The organism is Antarctobacter sp. (assembly GCF_048262615.1).
In the GTDB taxonomy this organism is placed as follows: Bacteria; Pseudomonadota; Alphaproteobacteria; order Rhodobacterales; family Rhodobacteraceae; genus Antarctobacter.
In genome coordinates, this window is the sequence record NZ_JBLXFB010000003.1 from 1 (window position 1) to 20,735 (window position 20,735).

The window sequence follows — 20,735 nt, forward strand, 5'->3', positions numbered from 1 at the left end:
CGCGGCCTCGACCAGCATTTCGGTGGTTTTCTCGCGCTCTGCCGGGGTCATCCCGGCGGCGGGTTCATCCACCAGCAGCAGGCGCGGTTCCTGCGCCAGCAACATGCCGATTTCCAGCCATTGTTTCTGTCCGTGGCTGAGTTCACCCGCCGGGCGGGTCAGTTCCTCGGTCAGGCCGATCTGGGCGGCGATTTCCTCGATCCGGTCGGCGCCCCTGGCGGTTTTCTTGTAGAACAGCACGTCGAAGGGGCCGCGCGGGTTTTTCAGCGCCATGGCGAGGTTTTCGCGCACGGTCTGCGCCTCGAACACGGTGGGTTTCTGGAACTTGCGGCCGATGCCTTCGCGGGCGATGGCGGACTCTGACATGCCCAGCAGAGAGATGCCCTTGTCGCCCCAGAGGATATGGCCCTCATCCGGTTTGGTCTTGCCGGTGATGATGTCCATGAAGGTGGTCTTGCCCGCGCCGTTGGGGCCGATGATGGCGCGCAGTTCGGGTTCACCGATCTGGAAGCTGAGGTTGTTGATCGCCTTGAAGCCGTCGAAGGAGACGGAGACGCCGGAGAGTTCGAGGAGCGTCTTGCTCATGCCTTTTTCCTCACCAGTTTGTCGACGAGACCGCCGATGCCTTGCGGGGCGAAGAGGGTGACGGCGACGAAGGACAGGCCCAGCAGCACCAGCCACCAGTCGGTCCATTTGACGGTGTAGAAACCGAGGTTGATGTCCGGCGCGCCGCCGCCGGTGAACCAGCTGGACGCCAGCGTGACAAAGACCGTGCCGAGCACTGCGCCATACAGTCGTCCGCGCCCGCCGATGGCGACCCAGACCGCGAGGTAGATCGAGGCGATGGGGGCGATCTCCGCCGGGTTGATGATGCCCGCCTGCGGGTAGTAGAGCGCGCCTGCGATGCCGGAGACGATGGCCGTCAGGGTGAAGACAAACAGCTTGTAGCTTTCCACGTGGTAGCCAAGGAAACGCACGCGGGTTTCATCGTCGCGGATGGCGCGGATCACGCTGCCCATCTTGCCGGAGGTGACAAAGGCAAAGAGGATATAGCCAATGGCCAGCGCCAGGGCCGAGGCCCAGAAGAACCCCATGGAGACGAGGCTTTGTGGGGTGGATTCAAAACCGGGGATGTTTTGCAGGCCGGACAACCCGTTGTTGCCGCGCAGGCCGCTGTCGTTCTGGAACAGGTAGAGCGACAGGGCCAACGTCATGGCTTGGGTCAGGATCGACAGGTAGACGCCGGTGACGCGGCTGCGGAAGGCGAGCCAGCCAAAGACCAGCGCCAGCAGGCCGGGGACAAGGACCACCATCATCAGTTGCAGTGGCAGGGAATGGGCAAAGGACCAGATCGTTGGCAGTTCCGACGCGCCGACCACGCCAAAGATCTGGCTGGCGATGGCGTCAGAGACCTCTGACGCACTGGGCGGGATCACTTGGTTCGCCATGCTGCCGGTCACGATGACTTCTGTCCGGGCGTACATCAGCCACATGCCGATGGCGTAGCCGCCGATGCCGAAAAACGCGAAGTGGCCAAGGCTGAGGATGCCACAATAGCCCCAGACCACGTCCATCGCGATGGCGATCAGGCAAAGGCACAGTGTCTTGCCCAGTGTCTTGACGAAACTGGTGGAGATCAGGCCGGTGCCGGTCGCCTCTGCCATCAGGGTGACGCCAAGGGTGAACAGGCCGAGAATGGCGAGGAACCAGAGGATCGACGGGTTCTGTGCAAAGAAACTGCGGTTCATGCCGGGACTCCCAGAGGTGTGGCGCGCGGCGGGCTTGGGGGGGCTGCCGCCTTTTTCGCTGCGGGCAATTCACCCTCGCGATATTTTTTGCCCAATGCCTCTTGGGCCTTGTCGGCAAGGGTGGGGGGGCGCCGTCGTGGGCTGCCCGGACCGTGGGTGTCGGTGTCGTCGGCAAAGGGCACGAGGATGCCGTTGCAATGGCTGCAAAAGAGGGTGCGCATGGTCTCAGTCTCCTGCCGCGCGGCCCTTGAGGGCGACGATGCCCTTTGGCCGGAACTGGATGAAGAGGATAATAAAGAGGATCATGTAGGTCTGCGCCGCCAGCGTGTTGGACGGGTTGAACCATTCGATGCCCTTTTGCAGGGTGCCGATCATGAAAGCACCGGCAAGGGTGCCCCAGACGTTGCCGACGCCGCCGACAACCACGGTCATGAAGCTTTGCACGATATAGTCCGCGCCCATTTCCGAGGTGACCTTGGCGTAAAGGCCGATGGCGACCCCGGCGATGCCCGCGATCCCGGAGCCAAGGCCAAAGGTCATCATCTTGATCCGGTCGGGGTTGATGCCCATCGAGGCGGCCATGCGCGGGTTCTGCGTGACGGCGCGGACCTCTAGCCCCAGACGGGTCTTTTTGAGGATGAACAGCAGCAGGCCGAGGAACAGCAGGGCAAGGACAAAGATGGCGATGCGGATATAGCTGATGGCGATCACGTCGTTGATCTGCCACGCGCCGTCGAGCCAGCCGGGCGAGGTCAGCGGACGGGCCTGCGTGCCGAAGATGTTCTTGGCCAGCTGTTGCAGCGCGATGGAGACACCGAAGGTGGCCAGCAGGGTTTCCAGCGGGCGATCGTACAGCCAGCGGATCACCAGCCGTTCCATCGCCACGCCCGCCCCGAAGGTCACCGCAAAGGCCAGCGGCAGGGCGACGACCAGCGACAGGGTGTAGTCGGGAATGAACAGTTGCACGACGTAGCCGGTATAGGCCCCCATCATGATGAATTCGCCATGGGCCATGTTGATCACGCCCATCACGCCAAAGGTGATGGCAAGGCCGATGGCGGCAAGGAAATAGATCGAGGCGAGCGAGATGGCGTCCAGCCCAAGATCTGCGGCCTGCGACACGGCCACGCGGTTCTGCACAGCGGCCTGCGTCGTTTCGGCGGCGTCGGTGATGGTCGGGTCCTGTTCGTCGTAGACCTCGTAGATCGTCCAGCCTGCCAGAGTCTCGGCGATGATTTCAGGCGTGGCGCGCGGCGGAACCTTGCCCGCCGTAGCCAGCGCATCGTAGGCGCGCAGGCGGGCCTCTGGCGTGGTCAGTTGGGCCACGGAGACGCCGCCGACCTTGCCTTTGTCGACGTGGGTTTCCAGTGTCGGTCTGACGCTGGCCGGGTCGATCAGCGCCGGTGTACCGGCCTTGGCGGCGATCAGGGCATAGGCGTCGACCTCGGACAGGTCGGTGCCGGGCTTGAGGACGCGGGCGACGTTGGCGTCTGCGGGAATGTCTTGTGCGACCTCTGTTTCGGTCGACAGGATTTGTGACAGGACGGCGCGGCCATCAACGCTGAGGTCAGAGCCCAGCGCCCGGATGGCGGCGATCCGCGCCTCTGGCGTGTCGCCATAGCGGGCGGCGAGATAGTTCAGCAGGCGTTGTTTGCGCAGCTTGAGCGCGGCGTCCGGCTCATTGTCGATGGATGCGGCCAGCGGCGCGATCTGGCTGGGATCGAGGCCGCGGGCGATGGCGTCAACCGCCCCGGCGCGGCGGGTGATATCGGGATCGGACAGCTGGAACTGGACCAGCGCCTCGGCAATCGCCTTGCGCACGCCGCCGTTGGGTTTGATTTGATCGAGGTCGTCGGGATCAACGGCGGTCTGAACCGGCTCACCTGTGGCAAGGTCGATCAGGGTCACGGTGTCGCCGGTTGCCTCAACGTAGAAGAACAGGCCGTCGGCCTCGCGGGTATAGACCTCTTTGTCCTGCCAGCGTTCCAGAAAACGCGGCACTTCTGGCAGGCCAGAGGCGGAAAGCGCCTCTAGCACGGGAGCAACCGTCCCGCGTGAGGGTTTGGCGACTTCCGCCTGATGCGCTTGCAGGATCGCTTGCAGATCCTGGGCGAAACCGGGCGCGGGCAGCCACGCGAAGAGAAGAGCCGCAAGGAGGGCACGGAGCATGGATCGGCCTGTCTTTGGTGGGAGGGGGAGGCAGGCAGGGCGGACAGCGCCCTGCCGTTGGTCACGCTGTGGCGGGGCACGCCAAGGCGCGCCCCGGTGTCAGCCGATCAGTAGTTCGACTTGATCTGCACGCAGGTCGAGGTCTCGGTGTTGTACATGCCGCAGCCGAGGTCTTTCCAATCCGACTTCAGCACAGCCGATTCCGGCAGGAAGTCGGTCCATGCGTCGCCGGGAACCGGGTCGGTCTGGCTGATGATGTCGAACTGGCCCTCTGCGGTGATCTCGCCGATCAGGACAGGCTTGGACAGGTGGTGGTTCGGCAGCATGACGGCGGTGCCGCCGGTCAGGTTCGGGAATTCCTGCCCGTACATGGCGGTGCGCACGGCGTCGACATCGGTGGTGCCTGCGGCGGTGGCCGCGTTCACCCACATGTTGAAGCCGATGTAGTGGGCTTCCATCGGGTCATTGGTCACGCGGTCTTCGCCCATGCGGGCCTTCCACGCGGCGATCCATGCCTCGTTGGCTGCGCCTTCGGCGGACTGGAAGTAGTTCCACGCGGCGAGGTGGCCGACGAGGTTGGAGGTGTCGAGGCCCGAGAGTTCCTCTTCGCCGACCGAGAAGGCGACGACGGGGATGTCATCTGCGGACACGCCAGCGGCGGCAAGTTCCTTGTAGAAGCCGATGTTGGCGTCGCCGTTGATGGTGCTGATCACGCCGACCTGTTTGCCGTCCTCACCCAGCGCCACGACGTCGGCCACGATGGTGCCCCAGTCGGAATGGCCAAAGGGGGTGTAGTTCACAAAGATGTCTTCCTCGGCGATGCCCTTCGACGCCAGATAGCTGGCGAGGATGTTGTTGGTGGTGCGCGGGTAGACGTAATCGGTGCCAAGCAGGGCGAATTTCTCGACGCCCAGTTCCTCAAGGAAGTAATCCACCGCCGGGATCGCCTGCTGGTTCGGGGCGGCACCGGTGTAGAAGACGTTCTTGGAGGACTCTTCGCCCTCGTACTGGACCGGGTAGAACAGCAGGCCGTTCAGTTCCTCGATCACCGGCAGCACGGATTTGCGGCTGACCGACGTCCAGTTGCCAAAGATCACGTCGACCTCATGCACGCTCAGCAGTTCGCGCGCCTTTTCGGCAAACAGCGGCCAGTCAGAGGCCGGATCGACCACGACGGCCTCCAGCTCACAGCCGAGCAGGCCGCCTTTATCGTTCTGCTGGTCGATCAGCATCAGCATGGTGTCTTTCAGCGTCGTCTCGGAGATTGCCATGGTGCCGGACAGCGAGTGCAGCACGCCGACCTTGATCGGGCAATCCTGGGCGCTGGCGCCACCGGCGATGAGGGCCAGAGTGGCGGCACCGGACAGCAGTTTCGTGAAACGGTTCATTCGTGTCTCCCCGCGGGTGAGCCTCCCTTGTCCCGGCATGGCCGAGCGACTAGGTCATCCCCCGCAACAGTATGTTGCATCCAGTGTGGCGGCCTGTTCGAGCTGCAAACCTTTCAGGTCGTCACACACCCTTTTCCACCGGTCTCACAGCAGCGCGGCGTGGGCGCCCCGAGTCATCTGTTCCGCTTGCCCCGCGGTCAATCGCCGGGCGGGTCCGCGGCGGGGGGTAATCCATTTTGCCTAATTATTGACCTTAAACACGCGCTGTCGGCTAATTTTTGTGCGTCGGCATGGGCGGACCGGTTAACTTTTGCCCCAGGATCTTTGCAAAGTGGGTCGCGGAGTGGCGGTATTGGCCTGCGACGGGTCGCGGATGGGACAATGACACTGCATATGCGCGAAAATCAGGCGGTTGCTGCGCCGCTACCGGGAAATGTGCCCCGTGCGCGCGGGACGCTGGACCTGACGACCAAGCAGCGCGGCGACCGTTCGGCCATTGACAGGCTGCGGACGTCGGGCTGTCTGCGGGCGCTGTTTTCCCGCCGCACCAAGGCCGTCGAGGCCATCGTGATCAACACCTCCGGCGGGCTGACGGGCGGCGACAGCCTGTCGCTTTGTGCGGCGGCGGGGGAGGGATCACAGCTGAGCCTGACGACACAGGCGGCAGAGCGCGCTTATCGCGCCAGCGCCGATGTCGCGCGGGTCGAGACGCGGCTGGAGGCGCAGACCGGCGCGGTGCTGCACTGGCTGCCGCAGGAACTGATCCTGTTCGAGGGCGCGCGGCTGCGGCGGCGCTTGCGGGTGGATCTTGCCGCCGATGCGCGGCTGCTGCTGGTGGAGCCGGTGATTTTTGGCCGCACGGCCATGGGCGAGCGGTTGAGGGACGTCGAATTTTCCGACCGGATCGCTGTCTGGCGCGAGGGCGCGCCGCTGTATCTGGACGGGCTGGAGCTGCGCGGCGATCTTGACACCGGCATGGCGCGTCCGGCGCTGGGCGGCGGGGCCGGGGCGATGGCCAGCCTTGTCTATGTCGCGCCCGACGCCGAGGCGCATCTTGCGCCGTTGCGGGCCTTGATGCCCGTCACGGGCGGCGTGTCGCTGATGCGCGACGATCTGCTGGTGGTGCGCCTGCTGGCGACCGACGGCCTGCACCTGCGGCGCAGCCTGCTGCCCATTCTTGACCGGCTCAGCCGGGACACTTTGCCGATTTCGTGGAGACTCTGACACTATGCAACTGACCCCGCGCGAGAAAGATAAACTGCTGGTCGCCATGGCCGCCGAGGTGGCCCGCAAGCGGCTGGCCCGCGGTGTAAAGCTGAACTACCCCGAGGCGATTGCCCTGATCACCGATGCGGTGGTCGAGGGCGCGCGCGACGGGCGATCCGTCGCCGACATGATGATGGCCGGGGCCGAGGTGATCACCCGCGCGCAATGCATGGAAGGCGTGCCCGAGATGATCCACGAGGTTCAGGTCGAGGCGACGTTTCCGGACGGCACCAAGCTGGTGACGGTGCACGACCCGATCCGGTGAAGGTTTGGGGTATTTTTACAGAGAAGAAACCAAGGGGAACCAAAATGAAGACAGTTCTGACATGCGCAACCGCGCTGCTGGCGGCGGCACCTGCTCTGGCCCATGACGGCGGGCACCTGCATCCGCACGGGATGGAAAGCAGCCTGTCGCTGTTGCCGATGGCGGCGCTGATCGGGGTGGCCGCGCTGGTCGCGTGGCACCGCCGATGATCCCCGGTGAGCTGTTCCCGGCTGAGGGGACGCTGACCCTGAACGCGGGGCGCGTGGCGATCACGCTGCGCGTCGCCAATACCGGGGATCGCCCGGTGCAGGTCGGCTCGCACTATCATTTCGCCGAGGCCAATCCGGCGCTGGACTTCGACCGTGACGCGGCGCGGGGCCATCGGTTGGACATTGCCGCCGGGACGGCGGTGCGGTTTGAGCCGGGGCAGGCGCGCGAGGTGCACCTGATCCCGATCTCGGGCGGGCGTACCATCTATGGTTTCAACCAAAAGGTGATGGGCGCGCTGGACTGAGGGGGCTGAGTCGGGTGACGCTGGTGTTCTGGACACCAGAAAGGAAAGACCATGTGCGATATCTGTGTGATGACTTCGGTGAAGGAACGGATGCTGTCGCGGCGATCGTTCTTCAGGGCGGGCGCGGCGGTTGGCGCGGGCGCGGTGCTGGGCGTGGCGGCGACACCGCCGGCGATGGCGGCGGGTCACGGCGGGGTTTTCGACATGACCCACATGCTGGATGAGACCTTTCCGACCTTCGGCGGCGTGCCGGGGATCAGCTATGACAAGGCGTTTGATTTCGCCAAGGACGGCTACAACCTTTATAATCTGACGGTGAACGAGCACACCGGCACCCATGTCGATGCGCCGCTGCATTTTTCGGCGGACGGGCAGTCGGTGGATGAAATCCCGGTCGAGAACCTTGTTTGTCCGCTGGTCAAGATCGACATCGCGGCGCGGGCGGCGGAGGATCCGGACACGATGCTGACGCCGGACGACCTGACCGCCTGGATCGCCGCGCATGGCGAGATCCCGGACGGGGCCTGTGTGGCGATGGACTCGGGCTGGGCGGCGCGGCTGGGCGGTGACGGGTTTCGCAATGCCGACGGCGATGGGGTGATGCATTTCCCCGGCTTTCATGTGGAAGCGGCGCAGATGCTGGCGGAACAGACCGGGGCGGTGGCCATCGCGGTGGATACGCTGTCGCTGGACCACGGGCCATCGGCAGGCTTTGACACCCATTACGCGTGGTTGCCGACCAACCGGTATGGAATCGAGTGTCTGGCCGGATTGAGTCAGGTGCCCGCTGCGGGGGCGACGCTGATCGTGGGCGCGCCAAAAACCGGTCGCGGCACAGGTGGCCCGGCGCGCATTTTTGCAATGGTGTGACGATGATGGCTCTGCCAACCCCACTGGACCTTTGGATCTCCGTGTCGCGGATGGCCTGCATGTCTGCCGAAGCGCAGGCGGTGATAACGATGCGATTGCTGGGGATGGCGGGGCTGTGGTCCGTCACGCCGGATGAGACAACGCGCATGGTGCGCGAAAAGCTGGAGCATTTTCCAAGGGCGTTTCACGCGGCCTCGCGGGCGGCGATCGAGGGGGGCGACCCGCTGGCCGCCGCCATCGGCCCGCTGCACCGGCAGACCCGCGCCAATGCCAAGCGGTTGGCGCGGCGCGGTCCGAAGAGGGCGTTCTGATGGCGACCGTCCCGCTGTTGTCCGACGCGGACCTGACCCCCGAGGCGCGCGCGGTCTTTGATGACATCCGCGCGGTGCGGGGGTCGGAGTTCGTCAATAACTTCTGGCGCGCGCTGGCGCATGATCCGGCGCTGCTGAAGGCGACGTGGGAGCGGTTGAAGGTGGTGATGGCGCCGGGGGCGCTGGATCCGCTGGTGAAGGAGATGCTGTATGTTGCTGTCTCGGCCAGCAATGGCTGTGAATATTGCGCGCATTCCCACACAGCCGCCGCCCGCGCCAAGGGGATGACGCCCGAGATGTATGCCGAATTGCTGGCCGTGCTGGGCATGGCGAACCAGACCAACGCGCTGGCCAATGCGCTGCAAGTGCCGGTGGATGACGCTTTCAAGGAGTGAAGTTGCGCCGGCCGCAAAGTGCCGGGCGACCCCAAGGACGAGGACACAATGCCCGCAACGATCAAACGCGCCGATTATGCCGCCATGTTCGGCCCCACCACAGGCGACCGGCTGCGGCTGGCCGATACCGACCTGATCATTGAGGTCGAAAAGGATTTCACCACCTACGGCGAAGAGGTCAAGTTTGGCGGCGGCAAGGTGATCCGCGACGGCATGGGGCAATCGCAGGTCACGCGCGCCGGGGGGGCGGTGGATACCGTCATTACCAATGCGCTGATTGTCGACCATACCGGCATCTACAAGGCGGATGTGGGCCTGAAAGGGGGACGCATCCACAGGATCGGCAAGGCGGGCAACCCGGATACGCAGCCGGGCGTGGATGTGATCGCTGGACCGGGGACCGAGGTTATTGCCGGTGAGGGGCGCATTCTGACGGCGGGGGGCTTTGACAGCCACATTCATTTCATCTGTCCGCAACAGATCGAGGATGCGCTGCATTCCGGCCTGACCACCATGCTGGGCGGCGGCACCGGCCCGGCGCATGGCACGCTGGCCACCACCTGCACGCCGGGGCCATGGCACATCGGGCGGATGTTGCAGGCGGCGGATGCCTTTCCGATGAACCTTGCCTTTGCGGGCAAGGGCAATGCCTCTCTGCCTGCCGCGCTGGAGGAACAGGTGCTGGCCGGGGCCTGCGCGCTGAAACTGCATGAGGATTGGGGCACGACGCCGGGGGCCATCGACTGCTGCCTGTCGGTGGCGGATGCGATGGACGTGCAGGTGATGATCCACACCGACACGTTGAATGAATCCGGCTTTGTCGAGAACACGGTGAAGGCGCTGAAGGGCCGGACCATTCACGCCTTTCACACCGAGGGCGCGGGGGGCGGGCACGCGCCCGACATCATCAAGATTTGCGGCGAAGAGCATGTCTTGCCATCGTCGACCAACCCGACGCGGCCTTTCACGGTGAACACGCTCGAAGAGCATCTGGACATGCTGATGGTGTGTCACCACCTCGACAAATCCATCCCCGAAGACGTGGCCTTTGCCGAAAGCCGCATCCGGCGTGAGACCATCGCGGCGGAGGATATCCTACACGACATGGGGGCGTTTTCGATCATCGCGTCGGACAGTCAGGCCATGGGCCGCGTGGGTGAGGTGCTGATCCGCACGTGGCAGACCGCCGACAAGATGAAGAAGCAGCGCGGGCGGCTGGCGCAGGAAGTCGGCGACAACGACAATTTCCGCGTCCGCCGTTATATCGCGAAATACACCATCAACCCGGCCATTGCCCACGGGATCGCCCATGAGATCGGCAGCATCGAAGAGGGCAAGCGCGCCGATCTGGTGCTGTGGAACCCGGCGTTCTTTGGCGTCAAACCCGAGATGGTTCTGATCGGCGGCACCATTGCCTGCGCGCAGATGGGCGACCCCAATGCCTCTATCCCGACGCCGCAGCCGGTCTATTCGCGGCCCATGTTCGGGGCCTTTGGGCGCAGCGTCGAAAACTCGGCGGTGATCTTTGTCTCCGAGGCGGCGCAGTCAAAGGGGATTGGCGCGGAACTGGGTCTGGCCAAGCAGACGCTGGCGGTGCGCAACACGCGCAACATCGGCAAGAAGGATCTCAAGCTGAACGATGCCACCCCCAAGGTCGAGGTCGATCCCGAAACCTATGAGGTGCGCGCCGATGGGGAGTTGCTGACCTGCGAACCGGCCAGCGAACTGCCGATGGCGCAGCGCTATTTCCTGTTCTGACAACCGGGGCGGCGCGGCACCCGCCGATGCTTGATCTCCGCCGGGCGCTCACGCAACATGACCCGCGCCCGGCAGATCGAATTGGAGTAAGAAGATGCGCTTGCACGTAGTGGCCATGAGCCTTGTCCTCGCGGGCCCCACCTTGGCGGACTGCCCGGTGGCGGCGGACCTCGACACGGGCATCCGCTTTACCGTCGATGGCGCCGATACCGAGGAATACCGCCGGTCCGGTCCCGGTGTGGTTGAATCGCTGTATATCTCTGCGGAGGGGGCAACCTCCCGCAGCCTGTTGGCGCAGGGGATCTATCTGATTGAACTGGTGGACTTGGTGGACGGCAGCCCCGATCAGGACACCCGCACCACCTATGCCTTTCCCGGTCGGGCCGAGGATCTGGCCCTGCCGGAACCGGGGCAACAGGTGGTTTACGACCTTGTCAGGAACAGCCTTGGCGACCTGCAATCAGAGCGCCAGACCTATGATTTCGGTCAGGTCGGGATACTCAATTTCGGGGCCTGCGAATATGAGATGATCCCGATCGAAATCCGCTATGACCCGGACGAAACCGGGTCCGTGGACCTGCTGTATTACCTGCCCGGACTTGGCTTTTCCTACTTCGCGGGCAGCGACCATGCCGACGGGTCGGACCGCTATATGTATACCAACATCGAGGTGATCGAGTGACCGAGCTTCCCGTTGCCCAGACCCTGCATCGCGCCGGGGCGTGGACCGGTGCGCATGACAAATGTCGGCTGACCTATGACGCGCGATTCCTGCGCCGCAAGGTGCTGACCACTGTCGCGGGGGACCGGTTTGTGGTCGATCTGGAACAGACCACCTCTCTGGATCAGGGCGACGCGCTGGAGCGCGCCGACGGGCGGCTGGTCGAGATCGTCGCCGCAGAGGAAGACCTGCTGGCCGTCACCGGCGATCTGCCGCGTCTGGCATGGCATATCGGCAACCGTCATACGCCCTGTCAGGTGGCGGGTGAGCGGCTGCTGATCCAGCGGGACCCGGTGATCCGGCACATGCTGGAGCATCTGGGCGCGGGCGTCACCGAGGTGTCGGAGCCCTTTACGCCAGAGGGCGGGGCCTATGGCCATGGCCGCACCCACAGCCATGAGCACGGCCACACCGCCCATGCCCATTGACCCCAATCTGCTGACGCTGACGCAATGGCTGTCCCCGGCGTATCCGGTGGGCGCTTTTGCCTATTCGCACGGGCTGGAAAAGGCTGTGCATCAGGGCTGGATTTCTGACGGGGCGATGTTGGAGGCATGGTTGCGCGACGTGTTGAGCGAAGGCTCGGGCAAGACGGACGCCTTGTGGATCTGGCAGGCCTGGCGGGGGGATCATCCGGTCGCCGAACTGGACGCGATGGCGCGGGCGTGGTCGCCTGCGCAGGAACGCCTGCGCGAGGCCGACCGGCAGGGCGCGGCCTTTGCCAAGGTCACGGCAGAGGTCTGGGGGCTGGACCTGCCGCCGATGCTGTTGCCGGTTGCGCTGGGCGCGGCGGCGCGGCAGATGGGGATGGAGCCGGAACAGGTGGCGGCGCTGTATCTGCACGCCTTTGCGGGCAACCTTGTCGCGGCGGCGCAACGGCTGATGCCGCTGGGTCAGACCGCAGCACAGGGGGTGGCGTCCCGGCTGACGCCGCTGTGCACCGATGTGGCCACCCGCGCCGGGGAGATGACGCTGGAGGATATGTCCTCCACCGCCTTTCTGTCGGACGTTGCGGCCATGCGACACGAAACACTTGAACCAAGGCTATTCCAGTCATGACCCAAATGAACGGCCCCCTGCGCATCGGCATCGGCGGACCTGTCGGCGCGGGCAAGACCACCCTGACCGCGCGGCTGGCCGAGCGGCTGAAGGATGAGTTTTCCATCGGCGTGATCACCAACGATATCTACACGCAGGAGGACGCCGAGGCCCTGATGCGGATGCAGATCCTACCCGCCGACCGGGTGATCGGGGTCGAAACCGGCGGCTGCCCTCATACGGCAATCCGCGAGGATGCCTCGATCAACCTTGCCGCCGTGGCCGAGATGCGCCAGCGCCACCCCGAGGTGCAGGTGGTGCTGATCGAGTCCGGTGGCGACAACCTGTCGGCCACCTTCAGCCCGGAACTGGCGGACCTGACGGTCTATGTGATCGACGTGGCGGCGGGGGAGGAAATCCCGCGCAAAGGCGGCCCTGCAATCACGCGGTCGGACCTGCTGGTGATCAACAAGACCGATCTGGCACCCTATGTGGGGGCCTCGCTGGAGGTGATGGAACGGGATGCCACGCGGATGCGCGCGGGCCGTCCGTTTGTGTTTTCCGCCTTGAAGGGCGGCGAAGGTGTGGACAAGATCCTGCGCGAAATAAGGGAAATTGCGGGGCTTTGACCATGTCACAGGATGTTATCGTGATCGGCGGCGGGATCGCCGGGATCAGCGCGGCGGCGGAACTGGCCCGCAGCGCCAAGGTAACGGTGATCGAGGCAGAGCCGCAGTTGGGGTATCACGCGACAGGACGCTCTGCGGCGCTGTTCATCCGCAACTACGGCAACGCCACGCTGCGCGCCCTGAACGCGGCGGCCTATCCGGCGCTGGCGGGGGATCTGTTTGGCGACAGCGTTTTGTCGCCACGGGGCGAGCTGATGCTGGCGCGCGAAGAGGACCTGCCGGTTCTGGAGGATTATCTGAACGGCTCTACCGGGATCGAGCGGCTGACCGCGCAGCAGGCGACCGAATTGGTGCCGGTTCTGCGCACCGATCAGATCGCGGCGGCGATGCTGGAACAGGATGCACAAGGTATCGACGTGGACCGCCTGTTGCAGGGCTATGCGCGGCAGTTGCGCAACGGCGGCGGGGTGATTGAGACCGGCAGCCGGGTCACGGCCATCACGCGGGAGGGCGCTGGCTGGCGGGTCGAGGCGGGGGGACAAGTGTTCACCGCCGGGACCGTGGTCAACGCGGCGGGCGGCTGGGCTGATCAGGTGGCGCAGATGGCCGGTGTGCGGCCCGTGGGGCTGGTGCCCAAGCGGCGCTCTGCGGTGATCATGGCGGTGCCTGCGGGCATCGACCCGGACGGTTGGCCGCTGTTCGGCTCTATCGCCGAGACATGGTACGCCAAACCCGAAGCGGGGCGGTTGATGATCTCACCGGCGGATGAAGACCCGGTAGAGCCGGGGGACATTCACGCGGACGATATGGTGCTGGCCGAGGGGCTGGACCGGTTTTCGCAAATGGTGGATCTGCCGCTGGTGCGTCCGTCGCATAGCTGGGCCGGGATGCGCAGCTTTGTGGCGGACAAGACGCCGGTTGTGGGGATGGACCCCGATGCGCCGGGGTTTTTCTGGCTGGCGGGGCAGGGGGGCTATGGTGTGCAGACCTCGCCTGCCTTGGCGTGTCTGACGGCGGCCCTGTGCCTTGGGGAGGTGCCCGCCTTGGCGGCGGATGTTGTCGCTGCGCTGGCCCCGGACCGGTTGCGGACATGACCGGGGATACCGCTTGATTTCAAGGAACTGTCGGGCGGATCAGAACGCCGCCCAATCGGTAAAGCGGTAGGTCTGCGGCTTGCTGTTGCCGGGGGTGGGCATTGTCGGCTGGGCGGGGGTCGGTTGGGTGTGCTTGGTCATTTTGTGTCTCCTTCTATGCCTACAAAGGTGGGGGAGACGGGGCCGTTTCGACAGTCATGTTTCCAATACCTACCGGGGATGTGACCGTCAGCGCGGCGGGATGACCCCTTTCTTCAGGATGATATTGCCATAAAGCCTTGATTCCCCGGTTTGAATCACCGCGAAGGTGGTCTTGGCCCGCGCGTAGAAGGCAAAGCGTTCCAGCGTTGCGATGGGCGCCGGATGGTCGGCGACACGATCTATAATCCCTTGAAATTCCTTTACGATTTCCGGAACGGCCGCGGCGTCTCCAACCACCTGCATGGTCTGCGCGGGGTCGCTGACGAAACTGTCCAGCGGCATCAGCGTCAGCACCGCCTCCAACACCTCTGTCGCGGCAATGCCGTCCAGCCTGTGAACCTTGCAGCCCATTGAATAGGCAGGGAAATTGGCGTCCGAAATCACGATCTCATCGCCGTGGCCCATGGCCCTCAGCGTGTGCAGGATGTCGGGGGACAGGATGGGGGGCACGTTGTGCAGCATGGGCGGAACCTCTGGAATACCCGACCATGAAAAGCGCCAAAGACGCGCGGCGCAAGGGCAAAACGCGGGGCGTCGGGGCGGGGCAGGGCCACGGCGAGGCGTCTGGCCGCCCGAATCTGGCCAAATCCGCTGCGTGGCGGCCGTATCGACCATCTTGAGGCGGGGCAGGCTTTGCGGCAATGCTGGGCGGCGGCCTGCGGGCCAAGGAACGTGGCAAAGGAGCGGCGATGCCGGAATGGGTGCCGGAACTGATGGAAGGCGCGGTCTTTCTGGGGATTGTGACGGCGGTAGTGGTCCGCGCAGTGGTCAACAGGTCGGGCACGCGGCGGTTGCCGCTGTGGGGCACGGCGCTGGTGGGGGTCGCGGCGGCGTGGATCGGGATGCCCGCGCTGGTCTGGGTGCAAGAGCTGTGGCGCGCGACGCCCTGGCTGCCCGAGATCACCGGCGGGGCGCTGTTCATCGGGGCCTGGGTGGCGATGATTGCGGCGGTGATGTTCGAACAAAAGGGCGCGCCGCGCCGCGTGCCGCTGTGGGCGGCGGCGCTGGCCGGGGCCGTGGCCATGCTGGGTGTGCCGCCGCTGCTGGATGCGGTGACGGGCTCTTATCAGCGGGCGTCGTTCCGGTCGGATGTGAACCACTGCACGCGCGGGATGCTGGGTCAGGTGCAGCCGCGCGAGGTGACGAATACCTGCGATTTTCCGATCACGGTGGGGCTGTGCCTGCCGACAGAACAGAACCCCGATCCCTGCGCCCAGTCGGTGACAATTGCGCCCGGAGACCAGGCGCGGTTCGATCCCGGATCGGCGGGTCTGTCGTCGGTGCCGTCCAACCCGGCCGGGCTGACCGTGGTCGCCTGCCGGGTGCCGCACCGGCCGTCGCGCACCCCCAAGGTGACGGGCCGGGGGTTTGACGGCGTGTGCCTGCCTGCCGGATAAGGCGCACAAGGGATCAACCGAACAAGCATGGGATTAGAAAGCGGATGCTGACAATTGTGTTGCGGTACGGGATTCTGGCTGTGGGCCTGTTGTTCCTCTGGTTCGCGTCGCTGAGCGCCCGCTTTGGTGAGCCGCCGCCGCTGTCGCTGTTCAGCCCGCGTGAGACGCTGACCGTCGAAACCTCAGAGGTTGTCACGTCGCCGGTGGGCAATGGCACCACGCGCACGGACCCGGTGCTTACCGTCGAATGGCCGCGTGGCAGCGGCGATCGGGTGACCGTCAAAGGCCTGCTGGCGCTGACGCAGCGGGGTGACGTCGACCGCGCGCGCGAGATGGTGGCGGCCTATCCGCCCGGTTCCGACATCCGCCTGCGTATTGTGGGCGCACAGCCCATGGCCAACCGGCAGGATCTGTTCGGCACGCTGCACGCGGTGTTCATGGGGCTGATGGGCTGCCTGATCGCCGCGGGTGGCGTGGTCCTGAACCGCGCCCTGAAATAGGCCGGGGCAGACCTGTGGCTGGTCACACGGCTGGAATTGGGTCACTGATAGGGACAAGGCGCATCGGCAGGGCTGATGGCGGCGCAAGGCAACAAAGGGACAGGTCCATGGACGACAACGGCCCAAAAGGCGAACTGACGCTGCGCACGCTGGCGATGCCGGCGGATGTGAATGTGAACGGCGATATCTTTGGCGGCTGGGTGCTGGCGCAGATGGACATCGCCAGCGGCATGGTGGCCGGGCAACGCGCGCAGGGGCGCGTGGCGACGATTGCCGTGGACGCGATGAAATTTATCCGCCCGGTCAAGGTGGGGGACGTTCTGTGCATCTACGCCCGGCTGATCCGGGTCGGGCGGACCTCGATGGCCATCGGGCTGGAGGCATGGGCCCTGCGCAACCGGATCGGCAAGCGTGAAAAGGTGACAGAGGCGGTGTTCACCTACGTGGCCATCGACGATGAGGGCAACAAGCGCGAGGTGCCGCCCGAGTCCGAAGTCCCGGGCGGCGCATAGGATCAGAGCAGCTCGATATCGGATGCGCTTTCGCGGCCGTCCCGGCCTTCGCGCAGCTCATAGCTGACTTTCTGGTTGTCGGCGAGGCCGGTCAGACCCGACCGCTCGACCGCTGAAATGTGGACAAAGACGTCCTTGCCGCCGCCTTCGGGCGCGATAAAGCCAAAGCCTTTGGTGGTGTTGAACCATTTCACGGTGCCTGTCGCCATCGTGATGTCTCCATGTTCGTGTTCTGCCACACGCGGAAGTGCTGCGGCCCGGCATAGGTCAGAGCAGTATCGATTGCGCTGACCCCGCCGCGCGGAGACAGGTGGGCGATAGTGATAACATAGCGCGAAAAAAATCTCAGATTCGGGGGTTTGGATCAAGTGGGATCAGGCGGCGACCGGGGGCAGATCGCGGCCTTGGCCGCCTGAGGCCGGGGCGTCAGGCCGGGGCCCGCGCGGACGGACCCCGGCGCGATGAAATGCTCAGTTCATGGTCACTTCGCCGGCGATCTTGTTGGTATAGGCGTCCCCTTCGCCGCCCGCGTCAAAGGTGCCGCCGCCGGTCATCGCGGCCCATTTGCCCGTTCCGCCCAGCATCATCCAGTCCCCTTGGGTGCGGCCCTCGGCGCTCAGGCCCTTGGCGATCCATTTGATAACGGCAATCTCGTCGTCGGCATCGGTATAGTGGCACAGGCCCTCGCCAGAGACGGCGCCCTTGTCGATCAGGATCGCGCCAAAGCAGGGGCCAGAGGCCGAGGCAAAGGGGTTGTCGGGGTCGTCGCTCTCGAACCGTTCATAGGTCGAGGTGGCGTGGACCACGATCAGGCTGTCCGAGGCGGGCATCGCGGTGGCGGTCGAACTGCCATGGCCGACACCGGACACGTTGACGGTTTCGGCCAAAGACGGGGTGGACACAAAAAGCACAATGGCCGCGAGGGCCGGAAAACGGATCGAAAACATGATTATCTCCTCCAAATTCCGCTCTTTTTTTGTCGAGCGGTTCGGGGAGTGTAACACAAGACCCGACAGAATTGCCGGTCATGGGGGCGGGCCGTCCGCCCGGAGCGCGCTGTCAGCCGATCATAGGAGGAACCGGCAATGGTCGCCAAAGTGTTCCCGCAGGGCCGGGCGGCCCTGCGGAGAGTAAAGGGCGTCAGTTGCAGGTGAACCGCTCTGTCCACGTGCCCCAGTTGGACATGTCCATCCGGCGCGTGCGGAACCCGTAGGTATTGGACGAGCCACGGATGCGATAATGCCGGTCGGTGCCGGCCCAGTTGATCCGTTCGTTGATGGGCGCGATGCTTTCGGCATAGGTGTAGAAGATGCGGTTGGTGGTTGTGGCGACAAAGGCCTGTTGGCCGGGTTCCAGCGTCCACCAGCCCTTGGTGACCCAGTTGCCGCTCAGATCACGGACATGGATCGCGGTCTGGATGCGCCGCCAACATTCGTTTTTGTAGTAGACGGCGAAATTGTTGTTTTGCGCCGCAACTTCCTGCGCGCCGGTTGCCATGAAGAGGCAGAGCATCAGCCAAAAAAATCTATGCATGTGGATATCCTGAATTATAGAACGTGCGTATCAGGTTAGGCGAGGGAAAGCGTTCGGGCAAGACCGGTATCCCTGACCGCAGCGTGGGGGTGCGGGTGCGCTGCAATCTCTGGACAGGGCGGAGATTGGCTGTGTCAGGCAGGCAACTATCCGGAGGGATGCGTGGGGCGTGGCGGCGCCCTGATCACCGTTGAGCATGCGCGGCGCCTGTTGTCCGGTTTGTGTGGTGCGGCCGACCTGCAAGGGGGATCTGCCGGGCCGGGCCGGCATGGCTTGGGCATGGTTTGTGCATGGCTTGGGCCTGTGGCCGCGCCCGCTATCGACCGTCACTGTTTCGGGTATATCTGCGGCTTGGAAACTCACGCGTCGATTGCTACGCTCCGCTTGGATTTGAGGGGAGTGGTTTCATGTCGTTTTGTCGGTCGCTGGGGGTGCTGTGTGTTTTGTCCGGTCTCGCCACGGGGGCATCGGCGCAGGACATCGATGTCTCTGTCATTCGCGCTGCCGGGGCCATTTGCGCTGCGGGTTTCAACCTTGAAACGCAGAGTCGGTTCGATACCCGGCTGACCTCGGCGTTTACCGCCTTGCGCGGTGGCCGCAGTTCCGCCGTCAACCCGGATCAGGCGGGCATGGTGCTGGAGACCTTGACCTATGACCCGGCGGACGACGCCGAGGAAATCTATATGAAATGCGTGTCCGAAACGCTGCGGTCGGTCCTTGCTGTGTCGACCGCAGCGGTGGCGGCCGACAGCGGGCGCGAGGTTATTGACAGCACGCTGGTCGCCGACCCGCTGGACGTCATGCAAAGCGGTGACCGCTTCCAGATGGGCATCGGCGACAGCCGGGCCGTGGGCACGCAATCGCTGTTGTTCGCCTTGCATGACGTGGCGAACTTTAACGGGCGAAACTACGTCAGGATCACCAAGTCCGACGTGTTCGAGGCCACCAGCGAAACGGTCGAGGTTTATCAGGCGACGACGGTCAAGCTGAACGAAAGCTGTGCGTTGAACCCTTATTCGGTGGATGTGGAGCAGGAACTGGCCTCGTTTCTGGTGATCTGCCGATGAAAGCCGAGGGCACCGCCGGGGGCGGGACGGGGCGCATCCCGCTGTCGGGGATGATCGGCGGGATCTGCGGCGCGGGGCGGAACACCTTGCGGGGAAATTGACAGCTTGGGACAGGTCAGGGCAGGCGTGCGGCGTGGTGTCCACGCGTGGACAGTCTTGTGCCTACGCAATATCAATGGGTTACAGAGGCGAATTTACCTTTGATTCAGATTTGGCGTGATCCGCCGGGGACGGCGCGAACAGGAGTGGCACGATGGGAGTGATCTGGGCTGGGGTGCTGATCGGCATCGGTGGGACCGTGGCGATGGACCTCTGGGCGCTGCTGCTGAACCGGCTGGCGGGGCAGGGACTGCCGAACTGGGGCAATGTGGGCCGCTGGGTGGGCTGGCTGTTCCGGGGCCGGGTGTTTCACGACGATATCGGCGCAGCGGCCCCGGTGCGGGGGGAGGTCGCGCTGGGCTGGGCGTTCCACTATTTTGTCGGCGTGGTTTACGGCGTGGTCTTTGCGCTGATCGTCGGGCGCACGTGGTTTGGCGATCCGGTGTTCTGGCAGGCGTGGCTCTGGGGGATCGTGACGATCGCCGGCGGCTGGTTCCTGCTGCAACCGGGCATGGGGCTGGGCTGGGCCCTGTCGCAGACGCCGCAACCCTGGGTCGGGCGGATCAAGGGATTGATCGCGCACACGGTCTTTGCGCTGGGCATGTGGGGCGTGGCGTTGCTGGGCTGAGGGATGACGCCGGGGGTTTCGTAGGGCGGGGTTCAGCCCGCCGCTAACCCCGTGTTAACCGCGGTTGTCCAGACTTTGTACCATGCCAAACTATCGCCGCCCGAAGGTTCGCGGAGGAACCGTCTACTTCACTGTCTGCCTTGCAGACAGGGGGAGCCGCTTGTTGCTGGATGAGATCGAGATTCTGCGCGAGGCGGTGCAGGTGACGCGGGCGCGGCGGCCGTTCGGGATCGACGCGTGGGTGGTCTTGCCGGATCACATGCACGCGGTCTGGACCTTGCCAGCAGGCGACGCGAATTACTCGGACCGATGGGGCGCGATCAAGGCGCGGTTTTCGAAGCGGGTGCGGTTGAAGGAGGGCGGGGCGGTGGGTTGCAAACCCACCCTACGCTACGCCCCACAGGTAGGGTGGGTTTGCAACCCACCGATGCCGAACGGCTTCGGGCGCGGCGCTCGCCCAGCAAGGTGGTGAAACAGGATGCCGGGATTTGGCAGCGGCGGTTTTGGGAGCATCACATCCGCGATGAGGCGGATTACGCGGCGCATGTGCGGTATTGTTGGGGGAACCCGGTGAAACACGGGTTAGTCGCGCGCGCGGCGGATTGGCCGTATTCGTCGTTTCACCGCGACGT

At 64.8% G+C, this 20,735-nt stretch carries 28 protein-coding genes; 19 read left to right on the forward strand and 9 right to left on the reverse strand.

The annotated features are described in order from the left end of the window. The 5 genes from ACN0S5_RS03690 to urtA form a co-directional block, all read right to left on the reverse strand. Positions 1 to 585 (reverse strand): ABC transporter ATP-binding protein (locus tag ACN0S5_RS03690; RefSeq protein WP_417206074.1); only part of this gene is annotated, 585 nt, incomplete at its 3' end. Then, complete coding sequence (gene urtC, locus ACN0S5_RS03695) at positions 582 to 1,748, reverse strand: urea ABC transporter permease subunit UrtC (protein ID WP_417206075.1); 1,167 nt, start codon at positions 1,746 to 1,748, stop codon at positions 582 to 584. The genes urtC and ACN0S5_RS03690, both read right to left, overlap by 4 nt. Further along, positions 1,745 to 1,969 (reverse strand): hypothetical protein, encoded by a 225-nt coding sequence (locus ACN0S5_RS03700; protein ID WP_417206077.1) that lies wholly within the window; start codon positions 1,967 to 1,969, stop codon positions 1,745 to 1,747. Before ACN0S5_RS03700 ends, urtC begins: the two co-directional genes overlap by 4 nt. Positions 1,970 to 1,973: 4 nt before the next feature. Beyond that, positions 1,974 to 3,917, reverse strand: coding sequence for an urea ABC transporter permease subunit UrtB (gene urtB / locus ACN0S5_RS03705; RefSeq protein WP_417206079.1), 1,944 nt, complete (start codon positions 3,915 to 3,917; stop codon positions 1,974 to 1,976). A 107-nt stretch (positions 3,918 to 4,024) separates the two neighbouring features. Beyond that, on the reverse strand, positions 4,025 to 5,305 hold the full coding sequence (urtA, locus tag ACN0S5_RS03710) for an urea ABC transporter substrate-binding protein (protein WP_417206081.1): 1,281 nt from the start codon (positions 5,303 to 5,305) through the stop codon (positions 4,025 to 4,027). A 381-nt stretch (positions 5,306 to 5,686) separates the two neighbouring features. Between urtA and ACN0S5_RS03715 the strand changes: the two genes are divergently transcribed. The 13 genes from ACN0S5_RS03715 to ACN0S5_RS03775 all read left to right on the forward strand — a co-directional run bounded on the left by ACN0S5_RS03715 (position 5,687) and on the right by ACN0S5_RS03775 (position 14,166). After that, the gene (locus ACN0S5_RS03715; RefSeq protein WP_417206083.1) at positions 5,687 to 6,529 is read left to right on the forward strand and encodes an urease accessory protein UreD; all 843 of its coding nucleotides are present in this window, start codon (positions 5,687 to 5,689) and stop codon (positions 6,527 to 6,529) included. A gap of 4 nt (positions 6,530 to 6,533) precedes the next feature. After that, positions 6,534 to 6,836 (forward strand): urease subunit gamma, encoded by a 303-nt coding sequence (locus ACN0S5_RS03720; protein ID WP_323766627.1) that lies wholly within the window; start codon positions 6,534 to 6,536, stop codon positions 6,834 to 6,836. A 44-nt stretch (positions 6,837 to 6,880) separates the two neighbouring features. Beyond that, positions 6,881 to 7,045: a peptidase M23 gene (locus ACN0S5_RS03725; protein ID WP_417206085.1), complete on the forward strand. Its 165-nt coding sequence runs from the start codon at positions 6,881 to 6,883 to the stop codon at positions 7,043 to 7,045. Then, complete coding sequence (locus ACN0S5_RS03730) at positions 7,042 to 7,350, forward strand: urease subunit beta (RefSeq protein WP_417206087.1); 309 nt, start codon at positions 7,042 to 7,044, stop codon at positions 7,348 to 7,350. Before ACN0S5_RS03725 ends, ACN0S5_RS03730 begins: the two co-directional genes overlap by 4 nt. A gap of 51 nt (positions 7,351 to 7,401) precedes the next feature. Next, positions 7,402 to 8,220 (forward strand): cyclase family protein, encoded by an 819-nt coding sequence (locus ACN0S5_RS03735; RefSeq protein WP_417206089.1) that lies wholly within the window; start codon positions 7,402 to 7,404, stop codon positions 8,218 to 8,220. A 59-nt stretch (positions 8,221 to 8,279) separates the two neighbouring features. Then, positions 8,280 to 8,531: an antifreeze protein gene (locus ACN0S5_RS03740; RefSeq protein ID WP_417206091.1), complete on the forward strand. Its 252-nt coding sequence runs from the start codon at positions 8,280 to 8,282 to the stop codon at positions 8,529 to 8,531. Beyond that, positions 8,531 to 8,926, forward strand: coding sequence for a carboxymuconolactone decarboxylase family protein (locus ACN0S5_RS03745; protein ID WP_417206093.1), 396 nt, complete (start codon positions 8,531 to 8,533; stop codon positions 8,924 to 8,926). Before ACN0S5_RS03740 ends, ACN0S5_RS03745 begins: the two co-directional genes overlap by 1 nt. A 48-nt stretch (positions 8,927 to 8,974) precedes the next feature. Next, positions 8,975 to 10,684, forward strand: coding sequence for an urease subunit alpha (gene ureC, locus ACN0S5_RS03750; RefSeq protein ID WP_417206095.1), 1,710 nt, complete (start codon positions 8,975 to 8,977; stop codon positions 10,682 to 10,684). A 94-nt stretch (positions 10,685 to 10,778) separates the two neighbouring features. Beyond that, complete coding sequence (locus ACN0S5_RS03755; RefSeq protein WP_417206097.1) at positions 10,779 to 11,366, forward strand: hypothetical protein; 588 nt, start codon at positions 10,779 to 10,781, stop codon at positions 11,364 to 11,366. Further along, complete coding sequence (ureE, locus tag ACN0S5_RS03760) at positions 11,363 to 11,833, forward strand: urease accessory protein UreE (RefSeq protein ID WP_417206099.1); 471 nt, start codon at positions 11,363 to 11,365, stop codon at positions 11,831 to 11,833. The genes ACN0S5_RS03755 and ureE overlap by 4 nt, the downstream gene beginning before the upstream one ends. Further along, complete coding sequence (locus ACN0S5_RS03765; RefSeq protein WP_417206659.1) at positions 11,829 to 12,464, forward strand: urease accessory protein UreF; 636 nt, start codon at positions 11,829 to 11,831, stop codon at positions 12,462 to 12,464. Before ureE ends, ACN0S5_RS03765 begins: the two co-directional genes overlap by 5 nt. After that, positions 12,461 to 13,072 carry an urease accessory protein UreG gene (ureG, locus tag ACN0S5_RS03770; protein ID WP_089277363.1) on the forward strand — a complete coding sequence of 204 codons (612 nt, stop codon included), beginning with the start codon at positions 12,461 to 12,463 and terminating at the stop codon, positions 13,070 to 13,072. The genes ACN0S5_RS03765 and ureG overlap by 4 nt, the downstream gene beginning before the upstream one ends. 2 nt (positions 13,073 to 13,074) lie before the next feature. Further along, positions 13,075 to 14,166 (forward strand): NAD(P)/FAD-dependent oxidoreductase, encoded by a 1,092-nt coding sequence (locus ACN0S5_RS03775; protein WP_417206101.1) that lies wholly within the window; start codon positions 13,075 to 13,077, stop codon positions 14,164 to 14,166. Between the two features lie 228 nt (positions 14,167 to 14,394). On the opposite strand, the gene ACN0S5_RS03780 is transcribed toward ACN0S5_RS03775, so the two are convergent. Continuing rightward, a complete protein-coding gene (locus ACN0S5_RS03780) occupies positions 14,395 to 14,829 on the reverse strand; it encodes an RbsD/FucU family protein (protein WP_417206103.1) in 435 nt (144 codons plus the stop codon). Between the two features lie 179 nt (positions 14,830 to 15,008). Here ACN0S5_RS03780 and ACN0S5_RS03785 point away from each other — a divergent pair, with 179 nt between their 5' ends. From ACN0S5_RS03785 to ACN0S5_RS03795, 3 genes are all read left to right on the forward strand, one after another. Then, on the forward strand, positions 15,009 to 15,764 hold the full coding sequence (locus ACN0S5_RS03785) for a hypothetical protein (protein ID WP_417206105.1): 756 nt from the start codon (positions 15,009 to 15,011) through the stop codon (positions 15,762 to 15,764). A 44-nt stretch (positions 15,765 to 15,808) separates the two neighbouring features. Next, positions 15,809 to 16,264 (forward strand): hypothetical protein, encoded by a 456-nt coding sequence (locus ACN0S5_RS03790; protein WP_417206107.1) that lies wholly within the window; start codon positions 15,809 to 15,811, stop codon positions 16,262 to 16,264. 107 nt (positions 16,265 to 16,371) lie between these two features. Next, positions 16,372 to 16,776, forward strand: coding sequence for an acyl-CoA thioesterase (locus tag ACN0S5_RS03795; RefSeq protein WP_417206109.1), 405 nt, complete (start codon positions 16,372 to 16,374; stop codon positions 16,774 to 16,776). A 2-nt stretch (positions 16,777 to 16,778) separates the two neighbouring features. Here ACN0S5_RS03795 and ACN0S5_RS03800 read toward each other — a convergent pair whose 3' ends face one another. The 3 genes from ACN0S5_RS03800 to ACN0S5_RS03810 form a co-directional block, all read right to left on the reverse strand. Next, positions 16,779 to 16,985, reverse strand: coding sequence for a cold-shock protein (locus tag ACN0S5_RS03800; RefSeq protein ID WP_417206111.1), 207 nt, complete (start codon positions 16,983 to 16,985; stop codon positions 16,779 to 16,781). A gap of 261 nt (positions 16,986 to 17,246) precedes the next feature. Continuing rightward, complete coding sequence (locus tag ACN0S5_RS03805; protein ID WP_417206112.1) at positions 17,247 to 17,723, reverse strand: hypothetical protein; 477 nt, start codon at positions 17,721 to 17,723, stop codon at positions 17,247 to 17,249. 193 nt (positions 17,724 to 17,916) lie between these two features. Beyond that, positions 17,917 to 18,309: a DUF1036 domain-containing protein gene (locus ACN0S5_RS03810; RefSeq protein WP_417206114.1), complete on the reverse strand. Its 393-nt coding sequence runs from the start codon at positions 18,307 to 18,309 to the stop codon at positions 17,917 to 17,919. A 407-nt stretch (positions 18,310 to 18,716) separates the two neighbouring features. On the opposite strand from ACN0S5_RS03810, the gene ACN0S5_RS03815 reads away from it, so the two are divergent. The 3 genes from ACN0S5_RS03815 to ACN0S5_RS03825 all read left to right on the forward strand — a co-directional run bounded on the left by ACN0S5_RS03815 (position 18,717) and on the right by ACN0S5_RS03825 (position 20,575). Then, on the forward strand, positions 18,717 to 19,376 hold the full coding sequence (locus ACN0S5_RS03815; protein ID WP_417206115.1) for a hypothetical protein: 660 nt from the start codon (positions 18,717 to 18,719) through the stop codon (positions 19,374 to 19,376). Positions 19,377 to 19,629: 253 nt separating this feature from the next. Next, a complete protein-coding gene (locus ACN0S5_RS03820) occupies positions 19,630 to 20,103 on the forward strand; it encodes a DUF2938 family protein (RefSeq protein ID WP_417206117.1) in 474 nt (157 codons plus the stop codon). 82 nt (positions 20,104 to 20,185) lie between these two features. Next, complete coding sequence (locus tag ACN0S5_RS03825) at positions 20,186 to 20,575, forward strand: REP-associated tyrosine transposase (protein WP_417206118.1); 390 nt, start codon at positions 20,186 to 20,188, stop codon at positions 20,573 to 20,575. Positions 20,576 to 20,735: the final 160 nt, after the last annotated feature.

Coding starts and splice junctions, on each gene's coding strand:
- ACN0S5_RS03755 (WP_417206097.1), top strand. CDS start 10,779: ATGCGCTTGCACGTAGTGGCCATGAGCCTTGTCCTCGCGGGCCCCACC.
- ACN0S5_RS03790 (WP_417206107.1), top strand. CDS start 15,809: ATGCTGACAATTGTGTTGCGGTACGGGATTCTGGCTGTGGGCCTGTTG.
- ACN0S5_RS03745 (WP_417206093.1), top strand. CDS start 8,531: ATGGCGACCGTCCCGCTGTTGTCCGACGCGGACCTGACCCCCGAGGCG.
- ACN0S5_RS03810 (WP_417206114.1), bottom strand. CDS start 18,309: ATGCATAGATTTTTTTGGCTGATGCTCTGCCTCTTCATGGCAACCGGC.
- ACN0S5_RS03720 (WP_323766627.1), top strand. CDS start 6,534: ATGCAACTGACCCCGCGCGAGAAAGATAAACTGCTGGTCGCCATGGCC.
- ACN0S5_RS03735 (WP_417206089.1), top strand. CDS start 7,402: ATGTGCGATATCTGTGTGATGACTTCGGTGAAGGAACGGATGCTGTCG.
- urtA (WP_417206081.1), bottom strand. CDS start 5,305: ATGAACCGTTTCACGAAACTGCTGTCCGGTGCCGCCACTCTGGCCCTC.
- ACN0S5_RS03795 (WP_417206109.1), top strand. CDS start 16,372: ATGGACGACAACGGCCCAAAAGGCGAACTGACGCTGCGCACGCTGGCG.
- ACN0S5_RS03780 (WP_417206103.1), bottom strand. CDS start 14,829: ATGCTGCACAACGTGCCCCCCATCCTGTCCCCCGACATCCTGCACACG.
- ACN0S5_RS03730 (WP_417206087.1), top strand. CDS start 7,042: ATGATCCCCGGTGAGCTGTTCCCGGCTGAGGGGACGCTGACCCTGAAC.
- ACN0S5_RS03785 (WP_417206105.1), top strand. CDS start 15,009: ATGCTGGGCGGCGGCCTGCGGGCCAAGGAACGTGGCAAAGGAGCGGCG.
- ACN0S5_RS03815 (WP_417206115.1), top strand. CDS start 18,717: ATGTCGTTTTGTCGGTCGCTGGGGGTGCTGTGTGTTTTGTCCGGTCTC.
- urtB (WP_417206079.1), bottom strand. CDS start 3,917: ATGCTCCGTGCCCTCCTTGCGGCTCTTCTCTTCGCGTGGCTGCCCGCG.
- ACN0S5_RS03700 (WP_417206077.1), bottom strand. CDS start 1,969: ATGCGCACCCTCTTTTGCAGCCATTGCAACGGCATCCTCGTGCCCTTT.
- urtC (WP_417206075.1), bottom strand. CDS start 1,748: ATGAACCGCAGTTTCTTTGCACAGAACCCGTCGATCCTCTGGTTCCTC.
- ACN0S5_RS03825 (WP_417206118.1), top strand. CDS start 20,186: ATGCCAAACTATCGCCGCCCGAAGGTTCGCGGAGGAACCGTCTACTTC.
- ACN0S5_RS03725 (WP_417206085.1), top strand. CDS start 6,881: ATGAAGACAGTTCTGACATGCGCAACCGCGCTGCTGGCGGCGGCACCT.
- ACN0S5_RS03805 (WP_417206112.1), bottom strand. CDS start 17,723: ATGTTTTCGATCCGTTTTCCGGCCCTCGCGGCCATTGTGCTTTTTGTG.
- ureG (WP_089277363.1), top strand. CDS start 12,461: ATGACCCAAATGAACGGCCCCCTGCGCATCGGCATCGGCGGACCTGTC.
- ureC (WP_417206095.1), top strand. CDS start 8,975: ATGCCCGCAACGATCAAACGCGCCGATTATGCCGCCATGTTCGGCCCC.
- ACN0S5_RS03775 (WP_417206101.1), top strand. CDS start 13,075: ATGTCACAGGATGTTATCGTGATCGGCGGCGGGATCGCCGGGATCAGC.
- ACN0S5_RS03800 (WP_417206111.1), bottom strand. CDS start 16,985: ATGGCGACAGGCACCGTGAAATGGTTCAACACCACCAAAGGCTTTGGC.
- ACN0S5_RS03740 (WP_417206091.1), top strand. CDS start 8,280: ATGTCTGCCGAAGCGCAGGCGGTGATAACGATGCGATTGCTGGGGATG.
- ACN0S5_RS03715 (WP_417206083.1), top strand. CDS start 5,687: ATGACACTGCATATGCGCGAAAATCAGGCGGTTGCTGCGCCGCTACCG.
- ACN0S5_RS03820 (WP_417206117.1), top strand. CDS start 19,630: ATGGGAGTGATCTGGGCTGGGGTGCTGATCGGCATCGGTGGGACCGTG.